This is a genomic window from Umezawaea endophytica, from assembly GCF_025061645.1.
Lineage (GTDB): Bacteria > Actinomycetota > Actinomycetes > Mycobacteriales > Pseudonocardiaceae > Umezawaea > Umezawaea endophytica.
The window spans coordinates 109884-125154 of record NZ_JANYMP010000005.1 but is presented as its reverse complement, the minus strand read 5'-3'; the positions used below and the strand labels follow the sequence as shown (position 1 = coordinate 125154).

The 15271-nt window shown below is 73.3% G+C and carries 14 protein-coding genes; 5 read left to right on the top strand and 9 right to left on the bottom strand.

Annotated features, from left to right (window positions below; genetic code table 11):
* Positions 1-149: 149 nt before the first annotated feature.
* Positions 150-407 (top strand): hypothetical protein, encoded by a 258-nt coding sequence (locus NZH93_RS12865; protein WP_259623262.1) that lies wholly within the window; start codon positions 150-152, stop codon positions 405-407.
* Between the two features lie 76 nt (positions 408-483).
* Here NZH93_RS12865 and NZH93_RS12860 read toward each other — a convergent pair whose 3' ends face one another.
* The gene (locus NZH93_RS12860) at positions 484-1314 is read right to left on the bottom strand and encodes a helix-turn-helix transcriptional regulator (protein ID WP_259623261.1); all 831 of its coding nucleotides are present in this window, start codon (positions 1312-1314) and stop codon (positions 484-486) included.
* 135 nt (positions 1315-1449) lie between these two features.
* Between NZH93_RS12860 and NZH93_RS12855 the strand changes: the two genes are divergently transcribed.
* The 4 genes from NZH93_RS12855 to NZH93_RS12840 all read left to right on the top strand — a co-directional run bounded on the left by NZH93_RS12855 (position 1450) and on the right by NZH93_RS12840 (position 4552).
* Positions 1450-1878, top strand: a complete 429-nt coding sequence (locus NZH93_RS12855; protein WP_259623260.1) for a nuclear transport factor 2 family protein — start codon at positions 1450-1452, stop codon at positions 1876-1878.
* Entirely contained in the window at positions 1875-2723 is an 849-nt protein-coding gene (locus NZH93_RS12850) for a Rossmann-fold NAD(P)-binding domain-containing protein (RefSeq protein WP_259623259.1), read from the top strand. Before NZH93_RS12855 ends, NZH93_RS12850 begins: the two co-directional genes overlap by 4 nt.
* Before the next feature lie 84 nt (positions 2724-2807).
* Positions 2808-3767 (top strand): ATP-binding cassette domain-containing protein, encoded by a 960-nt coding sequence (locus NZH93_RS12845; protein WP_259623258.1) that lies wholly within the window; start codon positions 2808-2810, stop codon positions 3765-3767.
* Complete coding sequence (locus tag NZH93_RS12840) at positions 3764-4552, top strand: ABC transporter permease (RefSeq protein ID WP_259623257.1); 789 nt, start codon at positions 3764-3766, stop codon at positions 4550-4552. The genes NZH93_RS12845 and NZH93_RS12840 overlap by 4 nt, the downstream gene beginning before the upstream one ends.
* Here NZH93_RS12840 and NZH93_RS12835 read toward each other — a convergent pair.
* Genes NZH93_RS12835 through NZH93_RS12800 form a run of 8 tightly spaced genes read right to left on the bottom strand, consistent with a single transcriptional unit; the run spans position 4530 to position 15268 of the window.
* Complete coding sequence (locus tag NZH93_RS12835; RefSeq protein ID WP_259623256.1) at positions 4530-7703, bottom strand: ATP-binding protein; 3174 nt, start codon at positions 7701-7703, stop codon at positions 4530-4532. The genes NZH93_RS12840 and NZH93_RS12835 overlap by 23 nt on opposite strands.
* 40 nt (positions 7704-7743) lie before the next feature.
* A complete protein-coding gene (locus NZH93_RS12830) occupies positions 7744-9129 on the bottom strand; it encodes an FGGY-family carbohydrate kinase (RefSeq protein WP_259623255.1) in 1386 nt (461 codons plus the stop codon).
* The gene (locus NZH93_RS12825) at positions 9126-10613 is read right to left on the bottom strand and encodes an FAD-binding oxidoreductase (protein ID WP_259623254.1); all 1488 of its coding nucleotides are present in this window, start codon (positions 10611-10613) and stop codon (positions 9126-9128) included. Before NZH93_RS12825 ends, NZH93_RS12830 begins: the two co-directional genes overlap by 4 nt.
* A gap of 32 nt (positions 10614-10645) precedes the next feature.
* Positions 10646-11422 carry an SDR family oxidoreductase gene (locus tag NZH93_RS12820; RefSeq protein WP_259623253.1) on the bottom strand — a complete coding sequence of 259 codons (777 nt, stop codon included), beginning with the start codon at positions 11420-11422 and terminating at the stop codon, positions 10646-10648.
* Positions 11422-12921 (bottom strand): NAD-dependent succinate-semialdehyde dehydrogenase, encoded by a 1500-nt coding sequence (locus NZH93_RS12815; RefSeq protein ID WP_372506618.1) that lies wholly within the window; start codon positions 12919-12921, stop codon positions 11422-11424. The genes NZH93_RS12820 and NZH93_RS12815 overlap by 1 nt, the downstream gene beginning before the upstream one ends.
* Positions 12918-13823: an NAD(P)-dependent oxidoreductase gene (locus NZH93_RS12810; RefSeq protein WP_259623252.1), complete on the bottom strand. Its 906-nt coding sequence runs from the start codon at positions 13821-13823 to the stop codon at positions 12918-12920. The genes NZH93_RS12815 and NZH93_RS12810 overlap by 4 nt, the downstream gene beginning before the upstream one ends.
* Complete coding sequence (gene fae, locus NZH93_RS12805; protein ID WP_259623251.1) at positions 13820-14332, bottom strand: formaldehyde-activating enzyme; 513 nt, start codon at positions 14330-14332, stop codon at positions 13820-13822. The genes NZH93_RS12810 and fae overlap by 4 nt, the downstream gene beginning before the upstream one ends.
* Complete coding sequence (locus NZH93_RS12800) at positions 14333-15268, bottom strand: glycine betaine ABC transporter substrate-binding protein (protein WP_259623250.1); 936 nt, start codon at positions 15266-15268, stop codon at positions 14333-14335.
* Positions 15269-15271: the final 3 nt, after the last annotated feature.

The following is a 15271-nucleotide window of genomic DNA, read 5'->3' as shown; positions in this document are numbered from 1 at the left end:
CGGTGCTGTCGTGACGCTCTGCGCGGCGGACACCGAAAACGTCAGCCCCGATGCGGACACCGCGGGCACTCCTCACAGGGAAGGGGTGGGCGGTGCCACGGCCGCTGCACGCGGGGCGGTGCACCCTCTTTATCCCTAAATCTGGTGTAATGTCCGATATGAGCCTTTTTGATGCGTTCAAGGACAAGGCCGCCGAGCTCTTCGGTGGCTCCGAGGTCGTGGAGCAGTTCACCCAATCCGCTGATCAGGTCACGCAGACGGCGGAGGGTTTCGCGGGCGAAGCGGGGCAGAACCTGACCGACACCGCACAGGACTTCGGTGCCACCGCGACCGATACCGCGCAAGACTTCGGCACCACCGCGACCGACGCGGCCGCCGGTTTCACCGATCCCTTCACCCAGAGGTAACACCGGCCCTGGTGAGTGAGCGAATCCCGGCGATGTCCGTGTCGTCGGGATTCGTCGTTCCGGGACCGGGTGTGCGTCAGGAGGTCCGCGCCGCCCTGGCGAGCGCGGCGGCGCTCGGGCTGCCGGGATCGGCGGTGTAGAGCACGAGTCGCAGGTCGGTGCCCGGCACCAGCAGGGTCTGCCGGTCCAGTTCCAGGTCGCCCAACTCGGGGTGGCGCAGGTGTTTGCGCAGCGTCAGGCGGGGGCGCACGTCGTGGCTGCGCCAGCCCGCCGCGAAGTCCGGGCTGTGGGCGGCGAACTCGTTGACCAGTTCGCCGAGCACGCGTTCCACCGGGCGGCGGGCGCTGGTCGCGCGCAGGTGGGCGGCGGCCTGCCGGGCGAAGTCGCCCTCGGCCCCGGCGGGCGCCGAGCAGAGGGTGCCGCCCAGCCGGATGGACAGGCGCACGGTGTTGCGCTCCTCCGCGGGCAGGCTCTCGAAGTCGATGATCAGCGCCGCCGCCGCGCTGTTCCACGCCACGACGTCCTCCCGCTCGTCGACCAGGTAGGCGGGCACCGGCCCGAGCCGGTGGAGCAGGGCGAGGGCATCGGCGGGGACGGGCGCGCGATCGGCGTCCGTGCTGGGCGGGAGCTGCCCGGCCAGCCGGGCCAGGTGCTCGCGCTCCACCGGGGTGAGGCGCAGCGCCGTTCCCAGCGCGGCCAGCACCTGCGGCGACGGCCGCGGCGCGCGGGCCTGCTCCAGCCGCTCGTAGTAGCTGGTGGACATCCCGGCGAGGTCGGCCACCTCCTCCCGGCGGAGTCCGGGGGTGCGCCGGGCCCGCCGACCGGGCGGGTGGGCGTTCGGCACCGAGTCCGGGTGCAGCGCCTCCCGCCTGCGGCGCAGGAAGTCGGCCAACTCGGCTCTGCTCATCCGACCAGCGTGCCACGGCCGCGCGGCGGCAAGCCACGGACGGGTGGTCCGGGGCTCACCCGTCCGTTCCCGGACGGTGGCGCCCCGCCCAGCCTGGGGTGGTCGCACTTGCCCACCGGACGCTGGAGGACCACCGTGCCGAGCACGCCAGAGGAAACGTTCCGCAGGCTGCTGGACCTGCTGCTGGCCAAGGACATGACCGCCGTCGCCGACCTGTGGGCCGAGAACGGCACCGCCGAGTTCCCGTTCGCCGAAGGAGCCTCGCCGAAGCGGTTGGACGGACGCGAGGCGGTCCGCGCCTACCTGGCGGGCTACCCGGACCTGATGGACGTGCGGGCGATCCCGACGGTCACCGTGCACCACACGCTAGAGCCGGACACCATCGTCGTGGAGTTCACCGCGGACGGGCTCACGGTGAGCACCGGCGAGCCGTACCGACTGCGCTACATCACCGTGATCACCACGCGGGACGGCCTGATCACCGACTACCGGGACTACTGGAACCCGGTGGCCGCAGCGGAAGCGGCCGGCGCGTCGTCCGCGACCGAGCAGGTCGCGCGATGACCGGCGTGCTGGTGACCGGCGGCACCGGGAAGACCGGCAGCGCGCTCGTCGACCTGCTGCGGGGCGGCGGGATGTCGGTCAGGGTGGCCGCCCGCACGCCTCCGGTCGGTGATCCGGGCGCGGTCCGGTTCGACTGGGGTGATCCGGCCACCTTCCCGGTCGCGCTGCGCGGGGTGGACCGCGTGTACCTGGTGCCGCCGCCGCTGTCCGTCGACCCGCTGCCGCTGGTCGGGCCGTTCCTGGCCGAGGCGGAACGCCGCGGCGTGCGCCGGGTGGTGCTGCTCGGGTCCGCCGTCGTGCTGCCGAACGCCCCCGGCGCGGTGGAGATGGCCGCGCGGGTGCTGGACCGGCCGGGGTGGGTGGTGCTGCGGCCGTCGGGGTTCATGCAGAACTTCCTGCGCCCGCACCCGCTGGGCGAGCGGATCCGGCGGCACGGCGAGATCCGCACCGCCGCGGGGACCGGTCGGCTGGGCTGGATCGACGCGCGGGACGTCGCGGCCACCGCCGCCGCGCTGCTGGTGGCCCCCGACGACCACGCGGGCGAGCACCTGCTCACCGGTCCGAGGGCGCTGAGCTTCGGGGAGGCGGCGTCGATCATCGAGGCCCGTACCGGGCGGCCGGTCCGGGTGGCGCACCTCGGGGTCGACGAGGTGGCGGCCCACAACCGGGACGCGGGCCTGCCCGCCGCGTTCGCGTCCGCGCTCGCCGCCGTGGAGACGAGCATCGCGGCCGGTCGGGAGGACCTGGTCAGCACCGCCTTACTGGACCTGACCGGCCAGCCGCCCCGCACCTTCGCCGAGTTCGTCCACGACCACGCGGCGGAGTGGGCGGCTGAACCGCGCTGAACCGCGGTGCAACCGAGGTGAACCCCGCGGCGCGCACGCTCTCCCCGTCGCGGCCGACCAGGCCGCCGCCAGGAGAGGAGAACCGTGACCACCACCGCGTCCCGACCGGCGGTCAAGGTCGCCGGGTTGCGCAAGTCCTTCGGCGACCACGTAGTGCTCGACGGCATCGACCTGGAGGTCGCCGCGGGGACCGTCTTCGCGCTGCTCGGCCCGAACGGCGCGGGCAAGACCACCGCGGTGCGGATCCTGTCCACGCTGATCGGCGCCGACGGCGGCGAGGTGAGCGTCGCGGGCCACGACCTGGCCGGGGACCCCGAGGGGGTGCGCGGCGCGATCGGCGTCACCGGGCAGTTCTCGGCCGTGGACGACCTGCTGACCGGTGCGGAGAACCTGGTCCTGATGGCGGACCTCCGCCACCTCGGCCGGGTGGAGGGCAGGCGGCTGGCCGCCGAACTCCTGGCCAGGTTCGACCTCGTCGGCGCGGCGGGGAAGCGGGTCGGGACGTACTCCGGCGGCATGCGGCGGCGCCTCGACCTGGCCATGACCCTGGTCGGCGACCCGAGGGTCATCTTCCTCGACGAGCCGACCACCGGTCTCGACCCGCGGAGCCGCCGCACGATGTGGGAGATCATCCGCGAGCTCGTCGGCGACGGCGTCACCGTCCTCCTGACGACGCAGTACCTGGAGGAGGCCGACGAGCTCGCCGACCGGATCGCGGTCATCGACCACGGCCGAGTCGTCGCCGAGGGCACCCCCGGCGAGCTCAAGAGCCGCGTCCCCGGCGGTCACGTCCGCCTGCGGTTCCCCGACACCGCCGGTCTCGACGCGGCGGCGGCCGTGCTCGGCGAGGTGTCGCGCGACGAGGACGACCTCGTCCTCCAGGTCGCCGGTGACGGCGGCGTCCGGGCGCTGCGGGACCTGCTCGACCGGTTGGACCGCGCGGGGACCGAGGTCGCCGAGCTGTCGATCCACACCCCGGACCTCGACGACGTGTTCTTCGCCCTCACCGGGCAGCCCACCACCGAGAAGGACGGCGCACGATGACCACCCTCTCCCGCACCGCGACCGACTCGGCGACGATGCTGCGGCGCAACCTCCGGCACGTCCTGCGCTTCCCCGACGTGCTGCTCATGTCGTTGGGGCTGCCGGTCATCCTGCTGCTGCTGTTCGTCGGCGTGTTCGGCAGCGCGCTGGGCGCCGGGCTCGGCGGCGCGGCGCACGGCGGCCCGTACATCGACTACCTCGTGCCGGGGATCGTCATCATGTCCGCGGGCTACGGGGCCACGACGACGGCGCTGGCCGTCAACAAGGACATGACCGAGGGCATCATCGCCCGGTTCCGCACCATGGCGATCTCCCGGTCGTCCATCCTGATCGGCCACGTCGTCGCGGCCACGACCCGGACGCTGGTGAGCGTCGGGCTCGTCCTCGTCGTCGCGCTGCTCATGGGGTTCCGGCCCGCCGCCGACCTCGGGGCGTGGATCGCGGCGATCGGCGTCCTCACCCTGCTCGTCCTCGCGCTCACCTGGCTGGCGGTCGCCATCGGCCTCGCCGCCCGCAACGCCGAGGGCGTCAGCATGTTCACGCTCCTGGTCCAGGTCCTGCCGTTCACCAGCAGCGCGTTCGTCCCGCCGGACTCGATGTCGGGCGCGGTGCGCTGGTTCGCCGAGCACGAGCCGTTCACCCCGGTGATCGACACGCTGCGGGGCCTGCTGCTCGGCACGCCGGTCGGGGGCGACGCGGGAGCCGCCGTCGCGTGGTGCGTCGGCATCGCGCTGGGCGGCTACCTCTGGGCGAAGGCGCTGTTCAAGCGCGATCCCACGGGGTAGGGGGCCGCGCCTTCAACGCCGCCAGCGCGGCTTCCGGCAGCGCCGCGTCGTCGAGGGCGGCGTACGAGGACACCGCGTCCTCGTACGCCGCCCGGTCGGCGCGTTCGGCGGCCCGCCTCGCGAGCGCGGGCGACATGGTCGGCTGGAACCCGCAGGGGAACCCGACGCGCTCGGCCAGCGCGGTCAGCCGCGCTCCCGACTCCGCGGCGCGCGCGTCGCCGTGGGCGAACTGCACCGCGGCCAGCGCCAGCAGCACCGCGCCGTGCACGGGGTACTCCGCGAAGGGCGTCGCCGACGTCCCGGCGGACTGGGTGAGCATCGTCGTCAGCGTGTCCGGCAGTTCGCCGACGACCTCCTCGACGAGGTCCACCCTGCCGTGCCGCGCGTGGGCGACCAACGCCGCCGCGTGGACCTCCAGCGCCCACGCCCCCTGGTCGGCCGCCTCGTCGGGCAGGCCCGCCGTCCTCAGCCGGTCGGACGCCCGGCGCCACAGGTGCAGCCCGGCCTCGACGTCACCGCGCGCGAGCAGGATCTCCGCGCGGACCCCGAAGTCGAACATCAGCACGTCGACCGTGTCGTCCTCGCCGTCGAGCGCCACCTGCTCCAGCCAGTGCTCCGCCTCGTCGAGCGCGCCGCGTTGCAGGTTCGCCAGCACCATCGCCCAGCGGACACGGGTCGCGCTGGTCGTGGCGCCCAGGCGCTCCACCATCGGCAGCATCGTGCGGAAGTGCCGCCGCGCCTCGGCCCCGCGATCGAGCCGCAGGCACAGCTCGCCGATCCGGGAGTGGGCGACGGCCCGCATCCAGAGGACGTCCCGGCGCTCGAACGCCGCGAGCATCCTCCTGGCGGCGGCCAGCGCCTCCTCCGGGTGGTTGTCCTTCTCCCGGCCGTAGCTGACCACGCTGTTGGCCAGTCCCGCCACCAGCGCGTTGTCGCTGTCGCACAGCTCGTCCACAGTGGACTCGTCGGCGTCGGGCCCGCTCAGCGCCCGCATCACCACGTCCGCCGCCCGGAGCAGGGTGGTCGGCCGCGTGGGCGGCAGCCGGTGGAGGACGAGCAGGGCCCGCACCGGGGCGGGCCCGCGCACGAACAGGAAACCGCTCACCGCGCACAGCACCGCGGCCGTCCGGGTCACCTCCACGAAAGCGGGGTCCGGTCGGTAGTGCGAGAGCGCCCGGACCGGGTCCCCGGTCAGCGTCGCCATGCGGGTCAGGTTGGACTCGATCGTCCACAGGCCGCCCAGCACGGCCGTCGTCGTCGCGACGAGCGAGCCGTCCCCGCGGTCGATCCCGTGCCGCAGCGCCCGCACGAGGTTGTCCTGCTCGGGCCTGATCCGCCCGACGCCGGGGGAGAAGTCGACCCCGAACAGCGAATCCTGGTGCGCCAGGCCGAAGTCGCGGGCCCACGCGAGGAAGCGGTCGGTCGCCGCGGCGGTGCCACCCGCCTCGTCGAGCCGCGAGGCGCTGAACTCGCGGACCGTCTCCAGCATGCGGAACCGCGCGCCGGGCTCGGTGTCGGAGACCTTGAGCAGCGACTGGGCGACGAGCTGCTCCAGCACCCGCTCGACGTCGTCGTCGACCAGGTACCGGGCGGCGTCGGCGGTGAACCCGCCGGGGAACACCGACAGCGCGCGCAGGGCGGCCCGCGAGGCGGGGTCGAGCAGGGCCCAACTCCAGTCGATGACGGCGTGCAGCGTGCGGTGCCGCTCCGGGGCGTCCCGCGCCCCGCCGCGCAGCAGGGCGAGCCGGTCATCGAGCCTGCGGGCGATCTCGGCCACCGACAGGACCCGGACACGGGCCGCCGCCAGCTCCACGGCGAGCGGCAGCCCGTCCAGGTGCCCGCACAGCTCCCGCACCACCGCGTCCGGCAAGTCGACGCCGGGCCGCACCGCCGTCGCGCGCTGCCGGAACAGCTCGACCGCCGTGGGCAGGCTCAGCTCCGGCAGCAGGTACACCGACTCCGACGACAGGCCGAGCGGGGCGCGGCTGGTGGTCAGCACGCGGAGGTCGTCGCTCGCCGACACCAGCGCGTGCGCCAGCTCGGCGGCACCGCCCACGACGTGCTCGCAGTTGTCCAGCACCAGCAGCGCCGGACCGGTGCCCAGCGCGGTCAGGACGGCGGCGACGACGTCCTGCGCGGCGGCGGGCCGGGCGAGGGGCCCGAGCCCGGCCTCCCGGACGCCGAGGACGGCGGCGACCTCACCGGCCACGTCCCCCTCGGCCGTGACGCCCGCCAGCGCGACGAAGTGCACCACCCGCTGCTCCGCCCGGCGGCTGACCGCGTGCGCGAGGCGGGTCTTGCCAAGCCCGCCCGGTCCGACGATCGACGTGACCCTGGACGCGCGCAGCAGCTCGGTCACCGCGACGATGGCGTCCTCCCGGCCGAGCAGCGGGTTCGGGTCGTGCGGCACGCGGTGCCGGACGACGGGCGCGTCACCCTGGAGGAGGTCGTGGTGCACGGCCCGGAGCCGGGCGCCGGGGTCGCTGCCCAGCTCCTCGCGCAGCTCCGTCCGGTACACCTCGTACCTGGCCAGCGCCGCGGACGGCCCCAGCGCCGACGCTTCGCAGCGCAGCAGCTCGGCCAGCACCTCCTCGTCCCGCGGGCGTTCGTGGGCCAGTGCGGCGAGCGGTTCGGCCGCCTCGGCGTGGCGACCGGACCGGGCCAGCGCGAGGGCGCGGGCGCGGACCAGCGCCCGGTAGGTCGACGCCCGTTCCGCGCGCAGCTCCGACAGCGGGTCGCGCCCGCCCGAGTCCCACGCGGCGGGCCCCTCCCACAGCGCGAGCCCGGCCTCGGCGTGCTCCAGGGCCGCCCCGTGGTCGCCGACCCGCGCGTGCCGGGCGCTGGAGGCCGCCCTGAGCAGGATGGCGGAGGCGTCGACCTGGTCCTCGCCCAACGCGAGCCGGTAACCGAGGGGCGTGGTGACGATCAGCTCGGGACCCAGGCGGGCGCGGGCGTGGGAGACGAGCACCTGGAGCGCCTTCGGCGGGTTCTCCGGCCGCTCCTCCGGCCAGATCCCTTCGACCAGCCGGGCGGTGCCGCAGCCCGACCGCAGGTCACCCGCGAGGAGCGCGAGCAGCGCGCGCAACCGGGGCCTGGTGATCTCCTGGTCGCGGTAGGCCACCCGCGACAGCAGGGCCAGCTCGGTGCTCACCGATCCAGCGTAGTCAGCCGCGGCGCCGACGACCCCGGTATCAGCGCGCGGCGAGTTCGGCGAACAGCGGGTCGGTGAAGTCGGTGATCCGCGCGAACCGCGGCGCGATCGAGGAGTAGGCGCGGACGCCCTCGGCGGTGGGCTCGACCAGGTCGGTCGTGGTCGCCATCGCCCGCACGGCCGTGTCCCAGTCGGGGTGGACGCCGCTGCCGACGGCGGCGCAGATCGCGGCGCCCAGGCCCGCGGCGTCGCTCATCCTGGTGCGGCGCACGGGTCGGGCGAACACGTCGGCGAAGATCCGCGCCACCAGGTCCGACCGGGAACCGCCGCCGGACAGGACGACGTCGGTGAAGTCCCGGCCGAGCGCGGTCGCCATGGCGGCGCAGTGCCGGTGCGCGGTCAGCGCGATGGCCTCCAGGACGGAGCGGTACACGTGGTACCTGCCCTGCGTGCCGTCGAATCCGAGCAGCGCGCCCCGGCGGTACGGGTGGTCGGTGGGCGCGAGCCAGTCCAGGACCGCCATCAGCCCGCCGCTGCCCGGTTCGACCTCCTCCGCGCCCGCGGTCAGCTCGGCCAGGTCGGCGCCGACGAGGTCGCGGTACCAGCTCACCGTCCACATGCCCCGGCGGATGCCGCCGCTCTCGTGCAGGTACCGGCCGGGCACGGAGGCGAAGTTGGTCCAGTAGCGGCCCGAGTCGTCGACGGCGTGGCGGTCGCCCGTGGTCATCGCGGCGATGTACGTGCCCAGCGACACCAGCACCTCGTCGTCGCGGCGCACCCCGCTGCCCAGCGCCTCGACCGCCTTGTCGTTCGAGGTGGCGAACACCGGGAGCCCGGCGGGCAGCCCGGTCGCCGTCGCCGCCTCCGCGGTGACGTGCCCCAGCAGGTCGCCGGGGTCGACCAGGTCGAACAACCGGTCCCGGTCCATCCCCGCCTCGGCGTACCGCGCGGGGTCGGTGGACCAGCGCCACGTGGTGTGGTCGATCGGCCACACGCCCTGGTAGTTCCCCGCGGTGTCCTTACGCCGCCCGGTCAGCCGGTAGGTCGCGTAGCCCGACGACGTCGTGACGTACCGGACCTCCGGATCGGGTTCGTGTGCGCGCGCCAGCCGCTCGTCCATCCAGCTCAGCAGCGGCTCGCGCAACCCGCCGTCCCGGTCGAGCAGGGCGCGGCAGAACCGGATCGTGCACAGCCCGACCCCGGCCACGCGCGACACGTCGCCGGTGAAGCCGCGCATCGCCTCCGCGCAGGTGCTCGCGATGGAGTCCCACACGTCGTCGTCGGGGTGGACGACCCGGCCCGGCGCGGGGTGCAGGTACGGCCGCAGCGGGCGCTGGGCCGACGCGTGCACCTTCCCCGCCTCGTCGACGATCGACACCTTCGTGCTCTGCGACCCGTTGTCGATCGCGATCAGGTAGGCCGTCACGGGCTCTCCAGCGGGAAGACGGTGCCCGCGTTCATGATCCCGTTGGGGTCGAAGCCGCGCTTGAGGACCTCGAGCATCGGGTAGGCGGTGCCGTGCTCCTCGCGGGTCCACGGCGTGCGGTACTTGCCGATCCCGTGGTGGTGCACCATCGATCCGCCCAGCCGCAGCGCCTCCTCGACGATGATCGCGTTGAGCGGGATGTGGTACTCGGTGATCTCCAGATCGGGCGGGCAGGAGATGCGGTAGTCGTAGACGAAGTACAGGTTCGTGCCGGTCTGGTAGCTGTGCGACGAGTGCGCGCCGAGCAGGGTGAGGTCGTCCACGCGCGGGAACGTCGTGCGGATCCGGTGCAGGACCGCCCGGTAGAGCGGAGCGGCGGAGGACCAGTCGACGGACACCTCGGTGGTGTAGCCGAGGTGCCGGGTGTCGAGCATGGCGCGCTTCTCGGCGTCGATCTTGTCCTGGCCCCAGTTGAGGTCGGCGAACCAGTCCTCGACCAACCGCGGGTCGACGGCCTCGGCGGAGGCGAACGTCCTCTCGATCGCCTCCCCGGTGGCCCGTGCGATGCCCTCCGGCCCCTCGGCGACGAGCACCACGACGTTCTTGCCGCGGGAGAAGTGGGCGAAGTGCTGGCCGGCGTCCTCGGGGGAGTAGGCGCGGCACACCGACGGCCGGTACCCGTCGGTGATCAGCGTGCGCAGGCCCTCCACGGCCGCGCCGAAGTCGTCGAGCAGGTAGCCGAAGTAGCGGTTGTGCTCGGGCTGGTGCTTGAACACCTTCACGGTGACCTCGGTGATGACGCAGAGCGCGCCCTCGTTGCCGATCACGACGTGCCGGATGTCCGGACCGGCCGCGCGGCGCGGCACGTTCTTGATCCGGCTGATCGCACCGCCGGGGAACACCACCTCCAGGCCCACCACCATGTCCTCGATCCCGCCGTACAGCGTGGAGAACTGGCCGATCGAGCGCGTGGCGACGAGCCCGCCCATCTGGGCCAGCGGCTTGGACTGCGGCGAGTGGCCGGTGGTCAGCCCCTGCTCCCGCAGCGCGTCCTCCAGGCGCTGCAACGGGACCCCGCACTGCGCGGTGACCATCATGTTGACCGGGTCGACGGCGAGGATCGCGTCCATGGTGGACGCGTCGAGCACGATGGTGTCCTGCACGACCGTCTCCAGCCCGCCCTCGGTGGAGGTCCGGCCGGTGCGCGGCACGACGTTGACCCGGTGCCGGTCGGCGAAGGCGAGCACCGCCGCCACCTCCTCGGTGCTCGACGGGCGGACCACGGCCGCCGGGATCGGGCCGTCGAAGATGCCGTGCACCGCGGTGTACTTGCGGAAGCGGTCCACGCTCGCCTCGCGCAGCTCCTGCTCGTCGACGCCGACCTTCGAGCGGCCGAGCAGGTCGACGAGCCCGGCGACGATCTCGGCCCGGTCCAGGTCGGACGCCGACGCCGTGGACGGCGTCGGGGCGGGGATGGTGGTCATCGGTGCGGTCTCGCTTTCGGTTCGGGGGTGGCTCAGCGGACGAGGTAGCCGCCGTCGACGACCAGCACGTGCCCGTTGACGTAGTCGGACGCGCGGCCCGCGAGGAAGACGACGGAGCCCATCAGGTCGTCGACCCGGCCCCAGCGCCCGGCGGGGATGTGCTCGACGACGCGGCGGTTGGCCTCGGGGTCGGCCCGCGTCGCCTCGGTGATCTTCGTGCTGAAGTAGCCCGGCGCCAGCGCGTTCACCTGGATGTTGTGCTCGGCCAGTTCGTCGCAGTAGGCCTTGGTGAACCCGACGATGCCGTGCTTGGTCGCCGCGTAGGCGGGGGAGGAGCGGCCGCCGAGGAACGAGAACAGCGACGCGATGTTGATGATCTTCCCGGACTTCCGCGGGATCATGTGCCGGGTCGCCTCGTGCGCCATCTCGAACGCCGCGGTGAGGTTGACCGCGACCATCGGGTCCCACCTGGACCGGTCGAACGACTCGACGTCGTCCAGCAGGCTGATGCCCGCCGAGTTGACCAGGATGTCCACCGACCCCAGGTGGTCTGCGCACATGTCGACCACCTCCGCGCACACGCCGGGCCGGGTGATGTCGGCCGTCGTGGAGCCGTAGCGGCGGCCCTCGGCCTCCACCAGCCGCCGGGTCTCGCCGTCGTCGGAGACCACGCTGGGCACGAAGACGTCCGCGCCCGCCTTGGCCAGCCCGAGCGCGAACGCCTGCCCGAGCCCGGTGTTGCCGCCCGTGACGATCGCGCTCTTCCCCTTGAGGGAGAACAGGTCCAGGCCGAAGTCCTGGTAGCCCATCAGACGTCCCCCGCCTTCTCGTCGGTCCGGGTCGCGAACGGGTCGGACACGGCCACGTAGCAGGTCTCGAGGTACTCCTCGATGCCCTCGGCCCCGCCCTCCCGGCCGAGCCCGGACTGCTTGACCCCGCCGAACGGCGCCGCCGGGTTGGACACCACACCCGTGTTGAGGCCGAGCATCCCGGTCTCCAGGTCCTCAGCCAGCCGCAGACCCCGGTCCAGGTCGCGGGTGTAGGCGAAGCAGACCAGCCCGTACTCGGTGGCGTTGGCCAGTCGCACGGCCTCCTGCTCGGTGCCGAAGGTGGTGATCGGCGCGACCGGCCCGAAGACCTCCTCGGCCAGGATCCGGGCGTCGGCCGGCACGTCCACCAGCACGGTCGGCTCGTAGTAGAACCCCTTGCCCGGCACCGCGTTCCCGCCGATCGGCGCGGTCGCTCCCTTGTGGACGGCGTCCCGCACCAGCTCCGAGACCTTGGTCCGGGTCTTCTCGTCGACCAGCGGCCCGATCCTGGTCGCCGCCTCGGTGCCCCGGCCCACCGGGTACTCGCGCATCCGCGCCACCAGGCGGGAGGTGAACTCCTCGACCACCGCCGTGTGCACCAGGAACCGGTTCGCGGCCACGCACGCCTCGCCGCCGTTGCGCAGCTTGGCCACGAGCGCCCCTTCGACGGCCGCGGCCACGTCGGCGTCCTCGAACACCAGGAACGGGGCGTTGCCGCCCAGTTCCATCGACATCCGCAGGACCTGGTCGGCGCAGCCCGCGATGAGCCGCCTGCCCACCGCCGTGGACCCGGTGAACGACAGCTTGCGCAGCCGGGGATCGGCCAGCAGCGGGCCGGTCAGCCCGGCCGGGTCGGTGGTCGGTACGACGTTGAGCACCCCCGGCGGCAACCCGGCCTCGGTGAACACCTCGGCCAGCAGCAGCGCCGTCAACGGGGTCAGCTCGGCGGGCTTGAGCACCATGGTGCAGCCCGCCGCGACCGCGGGCGCGATCTTGCGGGTGGCCATCGCCAGCGGGAAGTTCCACGGCGTCACGAACAGGCACGGCCCGACCGGCCTCTTGGTCACCAGCAGGCGGTTGCGGCCGTCCGGCGCGGTGGTGAACCGGCCGGAGATCCGGGGGGCCTCCTCGGAGAACCAGCGCAGGAACTCGGCGCCGTAGGCCACCTCGGCCCGCGACTCGGCCAGCGGCTTGCCCATTTCCAGGGTGATCAGGAGCGCGAACTCCTCGGTCCGCCGGAGGACGATCTCGAACGCCCGCCGCAGGATCTCGGCACGTTCGCGCGGCGCGGTCCGACCCCACGCCGCCTGGGCGGTGTGGGCGGCGGCCAGCGCGCGCAGGCCGTCGGCGGGGCTCGCGTCGGCCACGGTCGCGAGCACCTCCTCGGTGGAGGGGTCGAGCACGGCGAACACGCGGTCGCCGGTCGCGGCGCTCCACGCGCCGTCGACGTGCAGCCCGGTGGGCACCCGGCCCAGCAGGTCCTGTTCAGCGGTGGTCACAGCCGCAGCTCCCGTTCGATGAGGTCCTCGTAGAGCCGCATCGGCGTCATCTCGCCCGCGCGGTCGCCGTAGCTGGCGCGGGCCCGCCGGTAGACCTGCTCGACGAGCGCGGACAGCTCGGTGGGCACGCCGACCGAGCGGGCCAGGTCGATCGACAGACCGAGGTCCTTGCACGCCAGCGCGATGGCGAAGCCCTCGTCGTAGTCGCCCCGCTCCAGCACGGACAGCACGTCGCGTTCCACGAACGCGCTGTTGGCCGGACTGGCGACCAGCGAGGACCGCAGCACACCGAGGTCGACGCCCGCCTTGACCCCGACCGCCAGCACCTCGGCGGTGGCGACCAGGTGGGAGAACCACAACTGGTTGATCATCAGCTTCACGACGTAGCCCGCGCCGTGCCCGCCGACGTGCAGGATCCGCTCCGGGGACCCCATCGCCTCGAACACCGGTCGGAGCCGGGTCACGTCCGGCTCGTCGCCGCCGACGAAGATCTGCAACGTGCCCGACGCCGCGCCGGTGGACATGCCGCTTACCGGGGCGTCCAGGACGCGCAGTCCGGGGTTGGCCAGGCGGACGCCGTCGGCGACCTCGGGGACGGACGTGGACATGTCGATCCACGTGCCGCCGTCCGCGATCCCGGCCAGGACGCCGTCCGGGCCGTTCAGCACGTCGGCGACGTGCCGGGGCGTCGGCAGCATGGTGATCACCAGGTCGGCGCGCGCCGCGGTCTCGGCGGGCGTGTCGGCCCACCGCGCCCCGGCGTCGACCAGCTCGGCCGCCTGCTCGGGGCGGATGTCGTTGACCACCAACGGGAAGCCGGCCTTCAGCAGGTTGCGCGTCATGCCGGAACCCATGCTGCCCAGACCGATGAAGCCGACGGTCGGCAGGGCGTTGCCTGTCACGCGGTGCTCTCCTTCGCGGGCGTGTAGAACGGGTTGGACGGCTCGTCGCGCGCGGCCAGCACCGCGTCGAGCGGCGGCAGGTCGGCCGCGCCGTTGGCCAGCGCGGTCCGCGTGGCCTCGCGGTTGTTGCGGTACACCGCGTCCGCGTCGTCGGCGGCGGGGTTGACCCACACCGCGGCGATCAGCACGTGGGTCGACGTGTCGGCCTCCGGGATGGACCCGGTGGCGACGGCGTCGGCCACGCCCGCGGCGATCCCGGCCTGCGCCGGACCCCAGATCAGCAGCCCGTGCGCGTCGCTCGCCGGAGCCGCCTTCGTGACGAACAGCGTCAGCGGCTTGACCGGCAGCGACGGCCGCAGGACCGCGACGAACGGCACGTGCCCGGCGCTGGGCGTGGCCAGCGCGGTCGCCCACGCGGTGCCCGCCGGGCCGTCCCGGTGCCCCAGGACGGTGTTGACGTGGGCGGCGTTGACGCCGTCGCCGACGAAGCTCTCCCCGATCCGCAGCACCTAGATCAGCCCCTGCTCGGTCAGCCAGTCCTCGGCGACCTTGTCCGGCTCGTCGCCCTCGACGTCGACCTTGGCGTTGAGCCCCTGCATCTCCTCGGTGGTCAGCTTGCCCGCCATGGCGGACAGGACGTCGGCGATCTTCGGGTGGTCCTTGAGCACCTGTGCCTGAAGGGTGAAACCGCCCTGGTAGATGGGGAAGAACTTCTTGTCGTCCTCCAGCACCGTCAGGCCCAGCGCGGAGATCCGGCCGTCGGTGGCGAACACCTCGCCGAAGTTGCAGTCCTTGCCGTCCTTGGTCGCGGTGTAGATCACGCCGGTGTCGAGCAGCTTCACGTTGTCCTTCGGCGCGTCGAAGGCGTAGGTGCCGGACACGCCCGGCCAGCCGTCGTCGCGGGTGGAGAACTCGCTCTCGATGCAGAACGTCTTCTGGTCGGCGGGCAGCGCGGCGATCTGGCTCATCTTGGTGACGCCGAGTTCCTTGGCCTTCTCGCTGCGGATCGCGAAGGTGTAGGTGTTGTTGAACGGCGCGGGCGCGACCCACTCGATGCCCTTGGCGGCGTCGGCGGTCTTGACGGCGTCGAGCCGCTCCTTGGCGTCCTTGAGCGGCTGGGTCTGCTTGTTGTAGGTGATCCAGGACGTCCCGGTGTACTCCCAGTAGCCGACGAACTGCTTGTTCTCCAACGCCTGGCGCACGTTGGCCGAGCCGACGAGCTTGGTGTTGGCCTCCAGCGTCGCGCCGTGGGCGTTGAGCAGCTTGGTGGTCAGGTGGGCGAGGATGTACTGCTCGGCGAAGTCCTTGGAGCCGATCTGGCCGCTGAGGCCCTTCAGCTCGTCGCCCTTGCTCGCGCCACCGGCGGTGGACGAGCCGGAGCATGCGGACAGGACGAGCGCGCTCGCGGCTATCGCGGCGAGCAGCGCGGGGGCGTTTTTGGGCATGGC

What these genes read in the sequence shown, in the direction of transcription:
- NZH93_RS12865 (WP_259623262.1), top strand. Translation starts at nt 150, where the DNA reads ATGTCCGATATGAGCCTTTTTGATGCGTTCAAGGACAAGGCCGCCGAG.
- NZH93_RS12860 (WP_259623261.1), bottom strand. Translation starts at nt 1,314, where the DNA reads ATGAGCAGAGCCGAGTTGGCCGACTTCCTGCGCCGCAGGCGGGAGGCG.
- NZH93_RS12850 (WP_259623259.1), top strand. Translation starts at nt 1,875, where the DNA reads ATGACCGGCGTGCTGGTGACCGGCGGCACCGGGAAGACCGGCAGCGCG.
- NZH93_RS12840 (WP_259623257.1), top strand. Translation starts at nt 3,764, where the DNA reads ATGACCACCCTCTCCCGCACCGCGACCGACTCGGCGACGATGCTGCGG.
- NZH93_RS12825 (WP_259623254.1), bottom strand. Translation starts at nt 10,613, where the DNA reads ATGACCACCATCCCCGCCCCGACGCCGTCCACGGCGTCGGCGTCCGAC.
- NZH93_RS12820 (WP_259623253.1), bottom strand. Translation starts at nt 11,422, where the DNA reads ATGGGCTACCAGGACTTCGGCCTGGACCTGTTCTCCCTCAAGGGGAAG.
- NZH93_RS12800 (WP_259623250.1), bottom strand. Translation starts at nt 15,268, where the DNA reads ATGCCCAAAAACGCCCCCGCGCTGCTCGCCGCGATAGCCGCGAGCGCG.